Origin of the sequence: Micromonospora sp. Llam0 (genome assembly GCF_003751085.1) — a bacterium.
Lineage (GTDB): Bacteria > Actinomycetota > Actinomycetes > Mycobacteriales > Micromonosporaceae > Micromonospora_E.
Genome location: NZ_RJJY01000001.1, coordinates 3,549,495 through 3,567,090, shown reverse-complemented (window position 1 = coordinate 3,567,090; position 17,596 = coordinate 3,549,495). Strand labels below are relative to the sequence as shown.

Annotated in this window: 15 protein-coding genes; 5 read left to right on the top strand and 10 right to left on the bottom strand. The window is 71.8% G+C overall.

What is annotated here, in order from left to right:
* Positions 1-35: 35 nt before the first annotated feature.
* Both EDC02_RS15505 and EDC02_RS15500 read right to left on the bottom strand, forming a co-directional pair.
* Positions 36-989, bottom strand: a complete 954-nt coding sequence (locus tag EDC02_RS15505) for a terpene synthase family protein (protein WP_123602572.1) — start codon at positions 987-989, stop codon at positions 36-38.
* A gap of 87 nt (positions 990-1,076) precedes the next feature.
* Positions 1,077-1,706, bottom strand: coding sequence for a TIGR03085 family metal-binding protein (locus EDC02_RS15500; RefSeq protein ID WP_123602571.1), 630 nt, complete (start codon positions 1,704-1,706; stop codon positions 1,077-1,079).
* A 175-nt stretch (positions 1,707-1,881) separates the two neighbouring features.
* Between EDC02_RS15500 and EDC02_RS15495 the strand changes: the two genes are divergently transcribed.
* The gene (locus tag EDC02_RS15495) at positions 1,882-3,831 is read left to right on the top strand and encodes an ABC transporter ATP-binding protein (RefSeq protein WP_123602570.1); all 1,950 of its coding nucleotides are present in this window, start codon (positions 1,882-1,884) and stop codon (positions 3,829-3,831) included.
* Positions 3,832-3,944: 113 nt separating this feature from the next.
* Positions 3,945-5,678 carry an ABC transporter ATP-binding protein gene (locus tag EDC02_RS15490; RefSeq protein ID WP_123604824.1) on the top strand — a complete coding sequence of 578 codons (1,734 nt, stop codon included), beginning with the start codon at positions 3,945-3,947 and terminating at the stop codon, positions 5,676-5,678.
* 64 nt (positions 5,679-5,742) lie between these two features.
* Here EDC02_RS15490 and rpsD read toward each other — a convergent pair whose 3' ends face one another.
* Positions 5,743-6,354, bottom strand: coding sequence for a 30S ribosomal protein S4 (gene rpsD, locus EDC02_RS15485; protein ID WP_123602569.1), 612 nt, complete (start codon positions 6,352-6,354; stop codon positions 5,743-5,745).
* Positions 6,355-6,428: 74 nt separating this feature from the next.
* Between rpsD and EDC02_RS15480 the strand changes: the two genes are divergently transcribed.
* A complete protein-coding gene (locus EDC02_RS15480) occupies positions 6,429-7,178 on the top strand; it encodes a DUF2470 domain-containing protein (RefSeq protein WP_123602568.1) in 750 nt (249 codons plus the stop codon).
* Between the two features lie 15 nt (positions 7,179-7,193).
* Here the strand turns inward: EDC02_RS15480 and EDC02_RS15475 are convergent, their stop codons facing one another.
* The 3 genes from EDC02_RS15475 to EDC02_RS15465 are packed head-to-tail and all read right to left on the bottom strand — an operon-like array spanning position 7,194 to position 9,338.
* Positions 7,194-7,820, bottom strand: a complete 627-nt coding sequence (locus EDC02_RS15475; protein ID WP_123602567.1) for a TetR family transcriptional regulator — start codon at positions 7,818-7,820, stop codon at positions 7,194-7,196.
* 25 nt (positions 7,821-7,845) lie between these two features.
* Positions 7,846-8,601, bottom strand: coding sequence for an ABC transporter permease (locus tag EDC02_RS15470; RefSeq protein ID WP_123602566.1), 756 nt, complete (start codon positions 8,599-8,601; stop codon positions 7,846-7,848).
* The gene (locus tag EDC02_RS15465) at positions 8,598-9,338 is read right to left on the bottom strand and encodes an ABC transporter ATP-binding protein (protein ID WP_123602565.1); all 741 of its coding nucleotides are present in this window, start codon (positions 9,336-9,338) and stop codon (positions 8,598-8,600) included. The genes EDC02_RS15470 and EDC02_RS15465 overlap by 4 nt, the downstream gene beginning before the upstream one ends.
* Positions 9,339-9,485: 147 nt before the next feature.
* Between EDC02_RS15465 and EDC02_RS15460 the strand changes: the two genes are divergently transcribed.
* Positions 9,486-9,854, top strand: coding sequence for a MerR family transcriptional regulator (locus EDC02_RS15460; protein ID WP_233605950.1), 369 nt, complete (start codon positions 9,486-9,488; stop codon positions 9,852-9,854).
* A gap of 88 nt (positions 9,855-9,942) precedes the next feature.
* Here the strand turns inward: EDC02_RS15460 and EDC02_RS15455 are convergent, their stop codons facing one another.
* On the bottom strand, positions 9,943-11,196 hold the full coding sequence (locus EDC02_RS15455) for a hypothetical protein (RefSeq protein WP_148083475.1): 1,254 nt from the start codon (positions 11,194-11,196) through the stop codon (positions 9,943-9,945).
* Between the two features lie 490 nt (positions 11,197-11,686).
* Positions 11,687-12,601: an IS982 family transposase gene (locus EDC02_RS15450; RefSeq protein WP_123601185.1), complete on the bottom strand. Its 915-nt coding sequence runs from the start codon at positions 12,599-12,601 to the stop codon at positions 11,687-11,689.
* Positions 12,602-12,995: 394 nt separating this feature from the next.
* Here EDC02_RS15450 and EDC02_RS15445 point away from each other — a divergent pair, with 394 nt between their 5' ends.
* Entirely contained in the window at positions 12,996-15,851 is a 2,856-nt protein-coding gene (locus tag EDC02_RS15445) for a hypothetical protein (RefSeq protein ID WP_148083474.1), read from the top strand.
* On the opposite strand, the gene EDC02_RS15440 is transcribed toward EDC02_RS15445, so the two are convergent.
* Together EDC02_RS15440 and EDC02_RS40250 are read right to left on the bottom strand one after the other, a co-directional pair.
* A complete protein-coding gene (locus EDC02_RS15440) occupies positions 15,835-16,860 on the bottom strand; it encodes a CE1758 family FMN-dependent luciferase-like monooxygenase (RefSeq protein WP_123602561.1) in 1,026 nt (341 codons plus the stop codon). The genes EDC02_RS15445 and EDC02_RS15440 overlap by 17 nt on opposite strands.
* A gap of 34 nt (positions 16,861-16,894) precedes the next feature.
* Positions 16,895-17,536: a response regulator transcription factor gene (locus EDC02_RS40250; RefSeq protein WP_158632201.1), complete on the bottom strand. Its 642-nt coding sequence runs from the start codon at positions 17,534-17,536 to the stop codon at positions 16,895-16,897.
* Positions 17,537-17,596: the final 60 nt, after the last annotated feature.

Genomic DNA, 17,596 nt, shown 5'->3' with positions numbered 1-17,596 from the left:
CTGAACTCCGTCGACACCGGCGGTGCGACGCCCGGTCACTGGTACCGGCTGGAGTTCACCGACCAGTCGTAGGTGCCACGAATCCAGTTTCGTCGCGTCGCGACCAGGCGGGCCACCGGCGGTGGCGCGTCGGTCAGCACCTCGTCCTGCAGTCGGAGGAACAGCGCGAGACCGTCGTTGAACCGTTCGGCGGCGGCGGCCAGGGCCGCCGCCGGACCGTGGCCGGTCTCGTGGGCGATCACGGTGGCCAGGTTGTGGGGATCCTGGCCATGTTCCTTGCCGTACGAGAACAGGTCGTTGCACCAGCAGACCAGATCCGCCGCCACAGTGTTCAGTCTGGCGAGCTTCGGGTCAACCCGGTGACGGGAATGCGGCAGTCCGCTTTCGGCGAGGTCGGTGAGCGCGAAACTGGGCAGTACCGCGCCGGCGTGCCGGCGCATCTGGATGTACTCGGCGACCGCCGGCACCCGGCCCTGCTGGCGGTTGCCGGCCTCCCAGAGCAGCGCGAAGAGGTACTGGTGCAGCGAAGCGGTGAACCGCAGCAGGACCCCGGGCCGGCCCAGCCGGCGGACCCGGTGGCACAGATCCGCGAGGGTCAGCGCCAGTGGCGACCGGTCGGCCGGGCCGCCCGGGTCGGTCGGTGGCGTCGCGCCGGGTCCGTCGAGTGTTCGCATCAGCTGGCTGATCACCGGCGCGACCCGGCCCGGGTCGGTGCCGAGCCCGTCCTCGTCGCAGCGGTCGTCCAGTGCGAACAGCCAGGTGATCAGGTCGCTGAGCAGCTGCACGCGGTCGATGTCCGCGTCGGGCGCGGCCCGGGCTGCCAGCTCGGCGGCGTTGGCGCGGCGCAGTCGGGCGGCACGCCGCGGATCGGCGGTCAGCCCGTGCCGGTCCGCCCAGTCCGCCGACGCCAGGGCGAGCGTCGACCGGTACGGGTTGGCGCGGGGTCGGAACGGTGGGGCGACCACGGACGTCGGTGCGAACGCGCGCATGCGGCCTCCAGCCGGCCGCCGAGGGGAGGGATGGCGTACCGGTATGATCATCATCGCGGTCCAAACCGGCCGCGACGAGGATCACCGCTAGAAGCCGAAGCGGGCGTTACGCAATCGTTCTTCGACCGCAGCGGTGCAGTCCATCTGGACCCGGGCCACCCGCTGCCGGCCGGTCAGGAAGAGCACCAGCTCCCCGGGTGGGGCGCTGATCGACACCCGGTCCCCGCCGGTCCCGGTCGCCACGTCCCCGTAGCCGTCGGCGACGACGGTGACCGTGCCGGGGAACCGGCGCAGCCGCAGCTTGGCCAGCGCCGAGACGCGTTTCCACAGCGCGGCCTGCTCGCCGGGCGGCAGGTCCCGGGGTTGCCAGTCCGGCTGGGCGCGGCGGACGTCCTCGTGATGGATGAAGAACTCCATCAGGTTGACCACCTCGTCGGTGATCCGGTTGCTCAGCGGACTCCACGCCGGTGGCTGCCGGACCATCCGTACCAGGTCGGGGAAGGGGCGGGCGGCCAGTTCGAGCCGGACCCGTTCGCTGTAGCCGCGCAGCACCGGCAACCAGATGCCGGCTGCCGCGTCGGGCCGCTGCTCCCGGACGACCAGGTGCGCGGCGAGGTCCCGGGTGGTCCACCCGTCGTTCACCGTCGGGGCATCCGGACCAACGGCAAGGAACAGGTCGGCCAGGGCATGACGTTCCATCTGTGCGAACCGCGCCATGACCCGATCCTAGGCGGGCGACGGCCGGCGCGCCGAGCGAGTCGACGTCGCGGTACCGGGTCGGGTGCCGGGACCGGGGACGTGCTGTGGCGGTGGCCACAGTCGTCGTACCCCGCTGGCATCGTGGGTCGGTAAGGACGAGATTTGATGATCAGGACTTACAGTCGGGGGTAGCGTGGCCAATCGAACGAGCCGTGACGTCCTGCTCCGCGGCCTGTGGGTGCTCGGCCAGGGCATCCGTGAGCAACCGGGGCTGTTCACCGTCGGTGTCGGCGGCAGCGTCGTGTTCGGGCTGCTGACCATCGCCAGCGCGTACGTGGTCGGGGCGATCGTGGGCGAGGTGGTGGTCCCGTCGATCGAGTCCGGGCGGGTGGAGACCGGCCTGCTCGGCGCCGGCGCGGCGGCCCTGCTGGCGGTGAGCGTGGTCAAGGTGGTGGGCATCTTCGGCCGGCGGCTCGGCGCCGGCTTCATGCAGTACCGCCTGCAGGCCAGCTACCGCCGCCGGGTCACCCGCCGCTACCTCGACCTGCCGATGTCCTGGCACCAGCGGCACCCCACCGGCACCCTGCTGTCGAACGCGAACTCCGACGTCGAGGCGACCTGGTTCCCGGTCGCCCCGCTGCCGTTCGCCGTCGGCACGGTGGTGATGCTGGTCACGGCGATCGCCGCGCTGTTCGCCACCGACTGGGTGCTCGCACTGGTCGGGCTGGCGGTGTTCCCGGCGCTGTTCGCCCTCAACGTGGTCTACTCGCGCCGGATGGCGCCCCGGCAGGTCCGGGCGCAGCAGTTGCGGGCCGAGGTCAGCGGGATCGCGCACGAGAGCTTCGACGGTGCCCTGGTGGTCAAGACCATGGGGCGGGAGGCCCAGGAGACCGCCCGGTTCGCCGGCCGGGCGGTCGAACTGCGCGACGCGCTGATCTCCGTGGGCCGGCTGCGCGGGCTGTTCGACCCGTTGCTGGAGACCCTGCCCAGCCTCGGCACCCTCGCCGTACTGCTGGTCGGTGCCGCCCGGCTGCGGCAGGGTGCGGTCAGCGTGGCCGACCTGGTCAGCGTCGCGTTCCTGTTCACCGTGCTGGCCTTCCCGGTCCGGGCGATCGGCTGGGTGCTGGCCGAGCTGCCGCGCAGCGTCGCCGGCTGGGATCGGGTGCGGCACGTGCTCACCGCCACCGGCGAGATGCCGTACGGCGACACCGAACTGCCCGCCGCCGCTACTCCGGCGAGCCTGGTCTTCGACCGGGTCTGGTTCAGCTACCGACCCCCGGTCGGCGAGCCGGCCGCGCCGGCCACGGCCGACCAGTCCGTCGACCCGACCGCGGTCGGCGTGCCCGGCGCCAACACCGCGCTGCCGCCGGTGCTACGCGACGTCTCGTTCACCGTGCCCGCCGGGCGGACCGTGGCACTGGTCGGGCCGACCGGAGCCGGCAAGTCGACCATCGCCGCGTTGGCCGCCCGGCTGGTCGATCCGACCGCAGGCCGGGTCGTGCTGGACGACGTCGAACTGCCCCGGCTGACCGCCGGCTCGCTGGCCCGCACGGTCTCCCTGGTCGCCCAGGTGCCGTTCGCCTTCGACGACACGGTCCGGGCGAACGTCACCCTGGACCGGCCCGGGCTGACCGACGAGGTGGCCTGGTCGGCGCTGCGGCTGGCCGAGGCGGACGGGTTCGTCGCGGCGCTCGACGACGGGCTGGACACCGTCGTCGGTGAGCGCGGCACCACGCTCTCCGGCGGCCAGCGGCAGCGGCTCACCCTGGCCCGCGCGTTGGCCGGGCAGCCCCGGCTGCTGGTGCTCGACGACGCGACCAGCGCCGTCGACCCCCGGGTGGAGGCGGCGATCCTGGCCGCACTGCGCAACTCGGAGATCGCCACGTCGATCCTGATCGTCGCGTACCGGCGGGCCACCATCGCCCTCGCCGACGAGGTGGTCTACCTCGACCAGGGCCGGGTGGTGGACCACGGCACGCATCAGGAGCTACTGGCCCGCTGCCCCGGCTACAACGACCTGGTCACCGCGTACGAGCAGGCGGAAGCGGAGCGCGAGCGGACCCGGTCCGGCACCGGCACCGGCGACAGCGGCGGCGGCGATCCCGGTGGCGGTCCGGCGCGGGCGGCGGAGGTGGTCGCGTGAGTGCGCCCACCGTCGACCGGTCCGGCGGCGAGCGTCGGCCCGATCCCGCCGACCAGCCGGGCGGGCCGGCGGTCGGCCCGCTGGCGGGCAGGTCCGAGTCGACCTGGCAGACGATGCGCCGCGGGCTGGCGCTCTCCCCGGAGCTGCGGACCGGGCTGGCCGGCACCCTGCTGCTGGCGTTGGTGTCGATGATCGGCCGGGCCGCCATCCCGGTCGCGGTGCAGCAGGCCATCGACAACGGCCTGCGCGCGCCGGGCGGCCCCGATCTCGAAGTGGTGGGCACGATTGTCTCGGTCACCGCCGCCGTGCTGGTCGTGACGACCGTCTGCGGCTACTTCATGGTGCGCCGGCTGTTCACGGTCAGTGAGACCGCTCTCGCCGCCGTGCGGACCCGTGCGTTCCGGCACGTGCACGACCTGTCCATGCTGCACCAGCAGTCCGAGCGGCGCGGTTCGCTGGTCAGCCGGGTCACCAGCGACGTCGACCAGATCACCCAGTTCCTGCAGTGGGGTGGGGTCATCCTGCTGATCAGCATGGGTCAGGTGGTGGTGACCGCGGTCGTGATGGCGGTCTACTCGTGGCAGCTGACCCTGGTGGTCCTCGCCGCGTTCGTTCCCGCGCTGCTGATCATCCGGGCGTTCCAGCGCCGGCTCGCGGCCGCGTACGGCGTGGTCCGTCAGCGCACCGGCGCGCTGCTCGCCGCGGTCGCGGAGAGCGTGGTCGGCGCGGCCGTGATCCGGGCGTACGGCGTGTCCCGACGCACCGCCGGTCGGCTGGATGAGGCGATCGAAGGGCAGCGCCATGCCCAGCAACGCGCGTTGCGGACCAGCGTCGTCAGCTTCTCCACCGGGGAGATCGCCGCCGGTCTGGCGCTGGCCGGGGTGGTGGTGGTCGGCGTCCGGATGGGGGTGGACGGCGGGCTGACCGTCGGCCAGCTCACCGCGTTCCTGTTCCTGGTGACCCTGTTCATCCAGCCGGTCCAGATCGCCACCGAGGTGCTCAACGAGGCGCAGAACGCGATCGCCGGCTGGCGGCGGGTGCTCGACGTGCTGGACGTCGCCCCGGATGTGGCCGACCCGGGCGACGACGGGGTGCACCTGCCGGGCGGGCCGCTGGACGTGCGGTTCGAGCAGGTCTGCTTCGCCTACCCGGGCGGGCCGCAGGTGCTCTCCGAGGTGACCCTGGAGATCCCGGCGAAGACCCGGGTGGCGGTGGTCGGCGAGACCGGCAGCGGCAAGACGACCTTCGCGAAGCTGCTCACCCGGCTGATGGATCCGGTGTCCGGGCAGGTGAAGCTCTCCGGCGTACCGTTGGACCGGGTCCGGTTCGAATCGCTGCGGTCCAGGGTGGTGATGGTCCCGCAGGACGGTTTCCTGTTCGACGCGACAGTCGCCGAGAACGTCCGGTTCGCCCGCCCGGAGCTCACCGACGGGCAGCTCACCGCCGCCTTCGTGGAGCTGGGGCTGGCCGACTGGGTGACCGGCCTGCCGGACGGGGTGCACACCCCGGTGGGTGAGCGGGGCGAGGCGCTCAGCGTCGGTGAGCGGCAACTGGTGGCGCTGGTCCGGGCCTACGTGGCGGATCCGGATCTGCTGGTGCTCGACGAGGCGACCAGCGCGGTGGACCCGGCGACCGAGGTGCGGCTGCAGCGGACCCTGGAGGCGGTGACCCGGGGCCGGACCACGGTGGCGATCGCGCACCGGCTGTCCACCGCCCAGGCGGCCGACGAGGTGATCGTCGTGGACCGTGGCCGGGTGGTGCAGCGGGGCCCGCACGAGGAACTGCTCGCCGATCCGGAGTCGGTCTACGGTCGGCTCTTCGCCTCCTGGCTGGAGCAGACCCGGTGACCGCCGGCTCCTCGCCGTACCCGCCGGGGCAGGTCACCGGGTACGGCGGGTACGGCGGCCGGGGTCAGCGGGAGTAGAACTCGACGACCAGCTGCTCGTCGCAGATGATCGGCACCTCGCGGCGGGCGGGCTCGCGAACCAGGGTCGCGGTCAGTTCGGTGAGGCTGACCGACAGGTACGGTGCGCCCGGCCCCTCGCCGGCGTGCGCTCCGGCGGCGGCGATCTGGAACGGCGGTTTGGTCCGGCTGCGTTCCCGGACCTGGACTGTCTGACCCGGGCGCAGCCGGTACGACGGCCGGTCCACCTTGTGACCGTCCACGGTGAAGTGACCGTGGGCGACGAGCTGCCGTGCCTGGTAGATGGTGCGGGCCAGGCCGGCCCGGTGCACGATCGCGTCGAGGCGTCGCTCCAGCAACGTGACCAGGGCCTCGCCGGTCTTGCCGGTGCCGCGTACCGCGTCGTCGAAGGCGCGCCGCAGTTGGGTCTCGCTGACGTTGTACTGGTGCCGTAGCCGCTGCTTTTCCAGCAGCCGTACCTGGTAGTCGGAGGGCTTGCGGCGGGCGCGGCCGTGCACGCCGGGCGGGTACGGGCGCCGCTCGAAGTACCGGGTGCACTTGCGGGTCAGCGGGATGCCGAGGGCGCGGGAGATTCGCGCCTTGGGTCGTGGGTGGTTCACGTGGACGTCTCCGGGTTCAGTAGGTTAGCCTGCCCTCACTAAGGTGAGCCTAACTGATCTCGGAGGTCCGTGTCATGCAGCCCAGTCCCGCGGAGATCGCCCGGACGATGGCATCCGGCCGGCTGCCCGGCATGGCGCATGTCGCCTGCCGCCCCGGACCACACGCCGTACGGCACGCGACCGACCCGATGGGGCGGATCCTGCTGCTCGCCGCCGGGCCCGACCTGCTCGACGGCGCGCTGCGACCCGTCGCCGGCACCGACGACACCGCCGTGGTGCTGGAAGTGGCCGACGTACCGCCGGTAGCCGGTTCGCCGACGCACGGCCGGGTCTGGGTGTCCGGCTGGGTCGGCCCACTCGACGGCGCCCCCGCCCGGATGGCCGCGCTGGACTTCGCCGACGTGCACGCCTGCCCCGACCTGCTCGATGTCGGCCGGGGTGCGACCATCTTCCGGATGGAGGTGGCCGAGGTCCGGCTGGAACGCTGCGGCGTCACCATCGACGTCGACCCGGACGAGTACGCCGCCGCCGAGCCCGACCCGATCGGCGCCATCGAGTCGGAGCTGCTCGTCGACCTCGCCGACCACCACCGGGCCGAGATGACCGCGTTCATCCGCCGGCAGCTGCGCGACGCCGGGCACCGGTCGCTGGCCGGGGATCCGCAGGTCGTCCGGATGGACCGGTACGGTTTCGTGGTCGCGCTCGGCCCGCACGGGCCGCGCGCCCGGTTGGCCTTCCCGGCCCCGGTACGTGACCGCGCCGAACTCGCCCGCCTGCTGCACCCGGTGCTCTGCCGGCGGTGCGCTCCACCGGCCGCCGCCTGACGCGGGGCAGCGGACTCAGCGCGGCGGCGACTCGGCCGCCCCGGCCGCTGCGGTCAGCGGCCCCGTCAGGTAGCGCTGGATCGTCGGACCGACCGCCCCGGCCACCTCGTCGGCCGCCATGGTGGACAGCGGCGCCAACCGCAGGACGTACCGGACCACCAGCAGGCCGGCCATCTGTGAGGCGACCAGAGCTGACCGGATCGGCAGCTCCGCCGGTTCGATGTCGAGCTGGCCGAGCACCCGCCGGATGATCTGCGTGGTGACGAACTCACGCATCAGCCGGGCGGTCCAGTCGTTGGTCAACGCCGACCGTAGCAGCGCCAGGGCCGCCACCCCGGCCGGCGAGTCCCAGACCCCCAGGACCAGCCGGACCATCCGTTCGCCGACCTCCTCGGGGCCGCCAGCGAATGCCTGCGGAAGCAGGTCGCCGGGATCCACCGGCGCGTTCATGGTGGTGAGGAAGAGCTTCTCCTTGGTGCCGAAGTAGTGGTGCACCAGCGCCGGGTCGACACCGGCCGCCGCGGCGATGGCGCGCACCGACGCCTGGTCGAAGCCACGTTCGCCGAAGACCTGTCGGGCGGCGGTCAGGATCGCCTCGCGGGTGTCCGGGTTGCCCGGTCGGCGCCCGGTGCGTCGTGCCATCGGTACCGCTTCCTGTCGCGTCGGGTCAGCCGCTGCGGCGGCGCAGCGTCGCGGCGGCGAGCACCAACGCGGCCACCACCGCCCCGGCGACCACGGTCAGGTCACGCCAGAGCGTCGCGGTCGGCTCCGGATGCGCCCCGACCTCGGTCAACGCCGACACGGCGTAGGACAGCGGCAGGACGTTGCTGACCGCCTCCAGCCAGCCGGCCATCTCGCCGCGGGCGACGAACAGGCCGCAGAGCAGCAGCTGTGGGATCACCACCACCGGCATGAACTGTACGGCCTGGAACTCGGTGCGGGCGAAGGCGCTGCACAGTAGGCCGAGCGCCACCCCGAGCAGGGCGTCGAGCACCGCGATCGCGATCACCAGCGCCGGGCTGCCGGCGGTGGACAGGTCGAACAGCCAGTACGCCACGGCGCTGGCCACGATGGCCTGCACCGCTGCCGCGAGCCCGAACGCGATGCCGTAGCCGAACAGCAGATCCAGCTTGCCCAGCGGGGTGGTGAGCAGCCGTTCCAGGGTGCCGCTGGTGCGTTCGCGCAGCATCGCGATGCTGGTCACCAGGAACATGATCACGAACGGAAAGACGCCGAGCATGACCAGGGCGACCCGGTCGAAGCGTGCCGGCTGCCCGCCGGTGGCCGGCTGGTCGCCGTACATGTAGTAGAGCAGGGTCAGCAGCAGTGCCGGTACGACGACCAGCAGCGCGACGGTACGCCGGTCGTGGCGCAGCTGGCGCAGCACACGGCCGACCGTGGCGGCCAGAATCCTCGGGTTCACCGGTCTGCTCCTCGGCTCGGGTCGGTCGGCTGGCGATCGCGGATCAGCCGCAGGAAGGCCTCGTCCAGGTCGTCGGTGCCGGCGGCGGCGCGGATCGCCGCCGGGGTGTCGTCGGCGACCAGCCGACCGTCGCGGATCAGCAGCAGCCGGTCGCACCGGCCGGCCTCGTCCATCACGTGGCTGGAGACCAGCAGGGTGGTGCCGGCGGCGGCGAGGGCGTGGAACCGGGCCCACAACTCGGCCCGCAGCACCGGGTCCTGGCCGACGGTCGGCTCGTCGAGCACGACCAGTTCCGGGCGGCCGAGCAGCGCGCAGGCCAGCGAGGCGCGGCTGCGCTGGCCGCCGGACAGGTTCCCGACGAGCTGCCCGGCGGCGGGGGCGAGCCCGACGTCCGTGACGGCCTGATCGGCGTCGGCCCGGGGCAGGCCGTACAGCGCGGCGAAGTACCGGGCGTTCTCCGCGACGGTGAGGTCGGAGTAGACGCTCGGCGCCTGGGTCAGATAGCCGACGGTACGCCGCAACGCGGGGGCCCCGGCGGGCCGTCCGAGGACGCGTACCTGCCCGGATCGGACTGTCTGCACCCCGACGACCGCGCGCATCAGGGTCGTCTTGCCGCTGCCGCTCGGCCCCAGCAGGCCGGTGACGCTGCCGCTGCCCACGGTGCACGAGATGCCGTGCAGCACGCGGTGTCGGCCGCGGTCGACCACGAGGTCGGTGACCTCGACGACGGGGTCCATGGCTGCCTCCGGAGAAATTCATCAACTGTCGAAATCAACGATAGTTGAATTATCTCGGCAGGTCCACAGCCGGCGGCCACCAGGTTCTAGCCGCCGATGCCGGCGGCTGCGATCCTGGACCGCGTGGAATCGTCAATGGAACGCACGGTGACTGTCAGCGAGGCCGCCGGGCGGGTCGGGCTCACCGCGCACACACTGCGCTGGTACGAGCAGGAAGGTCTGGTCGAGCCGGTCGGCCGGGATTCCGCCGGCCGTCGCCGCTACACCGACAACGACATCGGCTGGTTGATACTGCTGACCCGGCTGCGGCGCACCGGCATGCCGGTGCGGGACATGCGCCGGTACGCGGAACTCGCCAGGCAGGGCGACGGGACACTGCCGGACCGAGTCGCCCTGTTCGAGCAGCACCGCGCCCGGGTGCTTGCCCGAATCGACGAACTGCGGGAGGACCTTGCCGTCCTGGACTACAAGATCGACGCGTACCGCAAGGAGATGCGGCGCACGGCCACGCCGTAACGCCGACCGCCACGGTGGTGCGCAGACGTCGAACCTGCGGGCGGTGCGGAACGGGCGGTCCGGCCCCGCCCCGCACCGCCCGCAGGGGTCAGATCGCCAGCAACCGGTCCAGGAACTCCCGGTACTGCCGCAACGCCATCCGCATCGACTCGGTGTCCGGCGTCTCGCTGTGCCGGTGCGGGTCGAGCTCGACCTGCTCGGCGAGCAGCCGCTCGGCCAGCGTACGGACGGCGTGCCCGACCAGCGACTGAGCCTGCGCCAGGGCGGCCTCCGGCTCGTCGACGAACCGGGCCTTGATCTCGTGCCACTCGCCGCGCAACTCGTCGGCGGCGTCCTCGGTCCAGATGGTGATCGGCGGCAGCGTCACGTCGCCTGGCCGGGCCGGCCGGGTCACCGCCGGCTCCTCGTCGTGCCCGGCCGCCGGCCCGGTCGGCTCCTCGACTGTGGTCAGCATGGCAGCCTGCTCCTCGTCGTCCTCGTCGTCATCCGGATCTTCGTCGTCTTCGTTGTCGTCTGTGTCGTCGTCTGCGTCGTCGAACTCCTCGTCGTCGTCCTCGTCGAAGCCGTCGTCTGCGGCGTAGAACAGATCGCCGGCGTCGCCGTGCGCGGTGACGGTCTCCTCGTCGTCCGCCGGGCTGTCGTCCGACTCGACTGCTGTCGGGCCCGGCTGCTGGTCGTCATCCGGGTCCGCCTGCGCTGCCGCCGGTCCGTCCGCCTCGTCCGCCGGGGCATCGGGGTCGGCCCGGTCGCCGGCTGGCGCGGCGTCCCCGTCCGGGCCGGCGCTCGGATCCCCGTCGCCGTTCCCCTCCTGATCGGCGGCTGCGGCGTCCGGCTCGACCGACCCGGAATCCTGTCCGTCCGGGTCGGCATCGGTCTCCGCCCGTTGCCCGGACGTCGGACCGTCGTCCGGCTGGCCGGATACTGGTGCCGGCTGCTCGTCCTGGGTCACCGCCGTCGCAGCGGCCGGCGTGTCCCGGTCGCCGTTCCCGCCGTCGGCCGAGTCGCCAGCCGTGCCGTCGGGGTCTCCCTCCGCCCCGGCGGACTTCGCCGCCGCGGACTCCGCCGGGTCCTGCTGAGCCGACTGCTGCTGCTCGGGTGCGCCGGGGACGGCCGCGCCGCCGCCGAGCAGCTGCGTGGCGATCGGCGGCAACGGACTCGGACCGTTACGGTCGGCCGGCTTCGGCACGATCATCGGGATCTCCGTCGTCGCCTCGTTGATCGGGTTGTCGTCGAAGCCGGGCCGGGGCGTCGGCACCGGGGTGCCGTGCACGGGACCCGAACCTGTGCCGGCCTCCTCCGGCTTCACCGGCCCGGCGTGTGCAGGGGTGGGGGTGGGCTGCATTGCTGATCCTCCGTCCGCTTCGGCGGGCAGCGACCCGGTCCCGGTGTGACCGGAGCCGTCCGCACGGGCGTGGTGCTGGGGTGGTGCGCCGACTCGCTGCGCCGGCCACGGTCGACAGGCCCGGCGACACACCTCACCGGCCCAGGTGCGGGACCCGAGCGGAGGGTGCGATCAACGGGCACCGGGGCCGGGATCCGCCGAGCAGTGGATGTGCCCGCGGACCTGGACCGTGGCGGCGCACAGCCAAGGTACTCCGGATGCCGTACCGGCACAGCCCCCGAACTGTCGTTTCCGGCCGACGGGGATGTCAGGTGTTGTACAACCAACGGCGGAGCTGCAGATCAAGGGGGATGCGCCAGTTGACGGCCGAGACCACTGTTTAGCAGGAGAAGGCAAGACGGGTCGGTAGGCGCGGCCACGGACGAACAGTTGATGGCGCTGCTGTGTCCACATACGCGGCTAGTGGGACTAGATGATCGATTCCAAGGGGTCAGTGGTCGAATGCGGTCAGGGAGCGCAGGGTCGGTTGGCCGGTGTGCCAGTTGTGCCAGATCGCGGCGGTCAGGGCGAGGACGCGTTGCAGGACCCGGACGGCGACGCCGGTGATGGTCCGGCCGCCGTGCTGTTCGAGGTCGAGTTGGCTTTTGAAGGTCTGGTTGACTGATTCGATGGTCTGCCGGACGGCGCGGAGCAGGCCCCGGCCGGGTCGTGCGGGTTCGGTGCGGTACGCGGGGCGTACGACGGTGACATCGTTGTCGTTGAGCCAGATTTCGGTGTCGCGGTCGCGGTAGCCCTTGTCCACGACCAGGATCACCCCGTCGGGGTGGTGGAACATGCCGGGTTGCAGGGTGACCAGGTCGATGAGGACTTCACGTTCGTCGGTCTTGGCGTTGGTGAGGGCGAACGCGACCGGCAGTCCGTGGACCGTGGTGACCAGGTGCAGGCGTAGTCCCCAGAACAGCCGGGAGTGGGAGGCGCAGTAGCCGTAGCCGGCCCAGCCGGCCAGGTCGGAACGCTGCACCGTCTCGCGGGATGTGCCGCAGGGCACGGGTGTGGAGTCGGCGATCCGGATCGGGTGCCGCCACGGGTCGGTGTCGGTGGCGAGCACCGTGATGAAGTGGGCCAGTTGGGTGGTCAGCGCTCGCAGCCGTTTGTTGTAGCCGGGCTGTTTGGGCAGGTGGGGGAACAGGTGGATGATGGATTTGCGGGCGTAGCGGATCCAGCGGGTCTCGTTGTGGTAGCCGAGTAGTGCCTGCATCACTGACACCGTGATGAGTTCGGCGTCGGTGATCCGGGCGGTGATGCCGACCGCTGGACGCCACCGGTTGAGGTGCGGGGACGCCTTCAGTTCGTCGTCGATCCTGACGTACAGTGCGGTCGCGAGGGTGTCCAGATCGACGTGCACGTGGCCTCCATGGTTTCGCTGCCTAGGCAACGTTGATCATGGATGCCCTCGCGTCCGCTTGCTACCCCGTATCCCTTGGAATCGATCATCTAGCGGGGGGAAACCCCTGACATCGGCGTCGGTGAAGGTGGCCCGTCCGTTCCCATCCGGCGACCGTGGAAGGTTCTGCTGGTGGCGAGGAGGAACACCCGCCGGAACGGACAGATCGGGGCCTGGCGAAGCCAGCAGCGCGGACGAGCGGAGGAGTCTCATCACGCCGTCCGGGCTCGCGTACGCTGACTCGATGGCCAAGGTGAACGCGGGGGTCTCCGCGTGGTCCGCCGGCACCAGGACGCGTCGGCGGCGGGGACCGAGATCCCGGGGCGGTGGTGCCGGAAGTGGGAAGTGACCCATCGTGGATGTCCAGATTCCGTCCTGGCTGAATGGCATTTTGGAGTTCCTCGTCGGTCAGCGGTGGCCGGTCGGGAGTGAAGGCGGTTTGCGGGCCCACTCCGCCGAGTGGGAATCTCTGCGTAATGCATTGGACACGGCCCGCGAAAAGGTCGTGCAGCAGCGGTCCGCAGTTCCGGATGTGCTGTCCGGTAGCTTCGCGGACGGGGTCGACGAGTCACTCGGGAATGTCATTGAGAACATCGACAGTCTGCGTGACACGGTCGAGGAGATGCGTAAGGACCTGAAGAACGGCGCGGCCGACCTTGGTGAGGCCAAGGCGATGGTCGTCATTCAGTTGGCGCTGCTGGCGATACAGTTGGCGTGGCTGATCGCCTCGCTGTGGGGGGCGCTCGCCATCCCGGCGGCCATCGCCGGGACGCGGGCGATCGTCACCGCGATCCTCCGTCAGATCTTCGTCGAGGTGGCGCAGGAGCTGGCGCAGGAGCCGCTGCTGATGCTGCTGATCCAGGCGATCCAGGAGCACCGGGACTACCGCGAGGGCATCAACTGGGATGCGATCCGCGACGCGACCATTCAGACGATCATTCAGGCCGGTGCGGCCGGTGTGACCAACTTCGGTGCCCAGTCGCTGGTCCGGTGGGGCGCGGGGAGATGGGCGAGGGTCGATCGGGCGCTGCCCGACGGCACCGTGTTCATCAAGAACCACTGGACGTTCCGCGCTGGGGCGATCGCCACCAAGGGCGGTGCCCAGGGGGCGGTCGCGATTCCCGCCGAGTTGGCTGGGCAGGCCGCGGTCGGTGCGCCGATCGAGGTGCGGTGGGGGACCGCCACCAGTGCCTTCGTGAGCGGTATGCACGAGTCGAACGCGGCGACCCCCACCGAGCTCAAGGAGTCGGTGAACCTGCCGTCGGTCACCGGATGGGACCGCGCCTTCCGGCCGCTGTCCGACGACGACGGTGTGATCGCCGACGACGGCAGCGTGGTCAGCGACGACGCGACGGTGATCGGCGACGACGGCAGCGTGGTCAGTGACGACGCGACGGTGGTCGCCGACGACGACAGCGTCATTGGCGATGACGGCGTCGTCGGCGATGACGAGGACACCACCTGGATCGGGGACGTCACCGAGCAACGGTTGCTCGGCGACGACGGATCGAGCATCTGGTCTGACGACGACTCCCAGGACTGGGCAACCGACGACGAGGACGACCGGCTCCTCGACTACGCAGCGGCCAACATCCTGCCGAGTAGCGGAGTGCCTGGTCTGGTCGGGTTTGGCGGCAGACTCCAGGCCCAGCAGCAAGGGTTCGCCGGGCAGGGGAGCGTCGGGGCTGTCGACGGGGTGGGCGCTGGCCGTGGGGCGGCGGACACGCCGGCTTCGGGCGGCGACGATCGGGCCGGCGGGGTACCGGTCACCAGTTCGCTCGGTGACCTGGTCTCACCGGTCGACGCCGGCGGCCGGGTCGACGGCGAGGACAGCTCCATCGGTTCCGTCGGTTCTGTCAACAGCCAGATCGGCGGTGGTCCGGCCGGTACGGACGCCTTCCGTACCGCCAACGGGCAGCCCGAAGCGTCGGTCGTCGACGGGGAGATGAACGGCGCTCCGGCCGCCGGCGAGATCGCTGACCAGAACGGTGGGCAGGCGGCGGATCAGAACGGCGCCGGCGGATCCGGACGGACCGGTCCGGTCACCGGTGTCCTGGGCGGCGGTGCCGTGGCTGCGCAGACAGCCGAGGGTGGTACGCGTTCCGGCGACACCGCCGGGCGGACTGAGCCGTCTCAGCGCGGCGAGACCGGCAGCGCCCGCCAGTCGGAGACCCAGACCCGTGCAGGGGAGGGCACCCGGGTTGGCGAGGGCACCCGGGTTGGCGAGGGCACCCGGGGCGGCGAGGGGAGCCGTGCCGGGGACGGCGTCCGGCCCGGGACGACCGAGGCCCAAGGTGCGGCTGCCCCGTCGCCGGAGACGGTGTTGCCGGAGACGGTCTCGGCGCAGGACGGTGGCACCGCCCGCACTACCCAGAGCGACGCCGCGCGGGCGAGCCTCCAGCCGGCGAAGGACCCGCTCGCGCGTGCCCCGGCCGACCTCACCCGGTCGCCTGCGCCGCGCCCGGCCGAGTTCCGCGACGTCATGCCGCACACGCGTACCGAGACTCCGGACCATGCCGAGCCGCCGTCTGGGCAGCCGGCGACGCGGCTGCGGGATGAAGCGGGGGACCCGGGCGATCTCGGCTCCCACGCCGACGAGGAGCAGGTCCCGCCGGTGCCGTCGGTCACCTTAGGCGAAGGCGTGGAGTTGCTGGCCTTCACGGCGCGGCTCGGTCGGCCGGACGAGAACGTGCCCAACCTGTACTACTTCGCCACCCGCGTCGACTCGGCACGCTCAGCCTCGCTCCGGGACGAGGCGCGGCGACTTCTCGACGCCGGCTGGCGGGAGCAGTTGGCGCAGGCACCCGACGTCCCGGTCCTGCTGCTGGGCGGCAGTCTGGACGCCGAGGAGGTCGGCGAGCTGAACCACCTGCTGGAGCTGTCCGCCCAGACCGGTGTGCTGCCGGCCGTCCTGATGACGGATGAGCTCGACGCCGCAGCGGCCCGGGCGCTCGCGGAGTACGGCGTCACCCCGTGGGAGGCAAGCACCGGGCAGCTCACCGCTGCCGCCCCGGTAGCGGCCGAGGCGGCGGACACGACCGACCCGAACTCTGTCGAGGCCCGCACGAGGGATTTCACCCCCGAACCCCTGGAACCGGACGTCAAACTCGCCTTCCTCGATGCGATCGGCGCCTACCAGGCGACCCGGCGGACGGACGCGGAGAAGGCGACAGCCGCGGAGATCGCCGCAGCCGTCATGCGGTGCCAATAGGGGCGCTCTCGCGGCGCAGGACGGGCAGCACCTCGGTGCCCAGCAGGTCGAGCTGGTCCAGCACGGTGCCGAGAGGGAGCCCGGCGTGGTCGATGAGGAACAGCTGCCGCTGGTACGGGCCGGCGTACTCGCCGAAGCCGAGGACCCGGTCGATCACCTGCTGAGGGCTGCCGACCGTCAACGGTGTGCTGCTGCAGTACTCCTCCAGCGAGGGTCCCCGGCCGTACAGGGGAGCCCGGTCGAAGTAGGGGCGGAACTCGCGGATCGCGTCCTGTGAGCGGGGACGGACGAACACCTGTCCGCCCAGCCCGACCGTCGCCTGCTCGGCGGGGCCGTGCCCGGCCGCCGTATACCGTTCCCGGTAGTGCGCCACCATCCGGCGGGTGTGCTCGGGCGGCCAGAAGATGTGGTTCGCGAAAAGGGCGTCACCGTGTTCGGCGGCCAGCTCCGCGGCCTCCTTGCTGGTCACCGCCGCGTGCCAGACCAGCGGCGGCCGGCCGTTCAGCGGTCGCGGAACCGAGGTGAAGGACGCCAACGGCGTACGGAACTTGCCGTCGAAGTCCACCGACTCCTCCCGCCACAGCCGGCGCAGCAGAGCGTAGTTCTCCGCTGCCAGGGCGGTGCCGTCGGCGGAGTCGCGACCGAACCAGCCGAACGCCCGCCCCACATTGCCCTTGCCGAGCATGAGGTCGGCCCGTCCGCCCGACAGGTGCTGCAACAGCGCGTACTCCTCGGCGACGCGTACCGGATCGTTGGTGGTGATCAACGTGGTTGCCGTGCTCAAGGTCAAGGTCTCGGTGACTGCGGCGATGTGCGCGAGCAGCATCGCGGGGGCCGAGGATACGTAGGGCGGCTGGTGGTGCTCGCCGGCCGCGAACACCTCGAAGCCTGCCTCTTCGGCGTGCCGGGCGATCGCCACCATCGAGGTGAGCCGTTCGTGCTCGCTCGGCGCCTGTCCGGTCAGCGGGTCAGGCGTGCGGTCCCCGATGCTGTAAACCCCGAATTCCATGCTCTGAGGACGGAGCAGACGCCTTCGCGGTTCATCACGCCGCCGGGCTGCTCCGGCGCGCTTCGGAGAGATGGCCCATCTCAATGGCCATCCTGGTCAGTTCGGCCTTGTTGCTCACGTTGAGTTTCGCGCGGATCCTCTTCGCGTACGTGTTGATGGTCGCCCGGGAGAGCCCCATCCGGGTGGCTACCTGCGCGTGGGTGAAACCCGAGGCGATCCACCGCAAGGTCTCGACCTCGCGAGGGGCGAGCCCGCCGGGCTTCTCATCGACCCGGCCGCAGACCTCCGACTGGAACCGGTCGACCAGGTGCGGGCACACGTAGAAGCCGCCCTGCACGATGACCCGGATGGCGTCCCGGGCGTCGTGCTGCTCGGCGGAACGGCTGATACAGCCCCGCGCGCCGGCCCGGATGGTGGCCAGTAGCGACGGCGAGCCGTCCCACACGGAGAACACCAGGGGCGGCCCGATCGCCGACACCTTCGCCACCGTGTCCATTGCGGCCACTGTGAAGCGTGGTAGATCGAGCACGATCGCGTCGTACGCCCCGGCGAGGGGGTGCAGCTCCGCCACCGAGGCGACGGCTGCCGCGACCCGCGTCCCCGCGACGTCGGTGGCGAGCTTCTCCACACCGGCCCGGGAGATCGGCTGGTCCGCGACGATCGCTACCTGATACACGGTTCCTCCATACGCCCTCCCACCCGCGCGGGTACCGGCCCTGGAACGGGTTCGGGACCG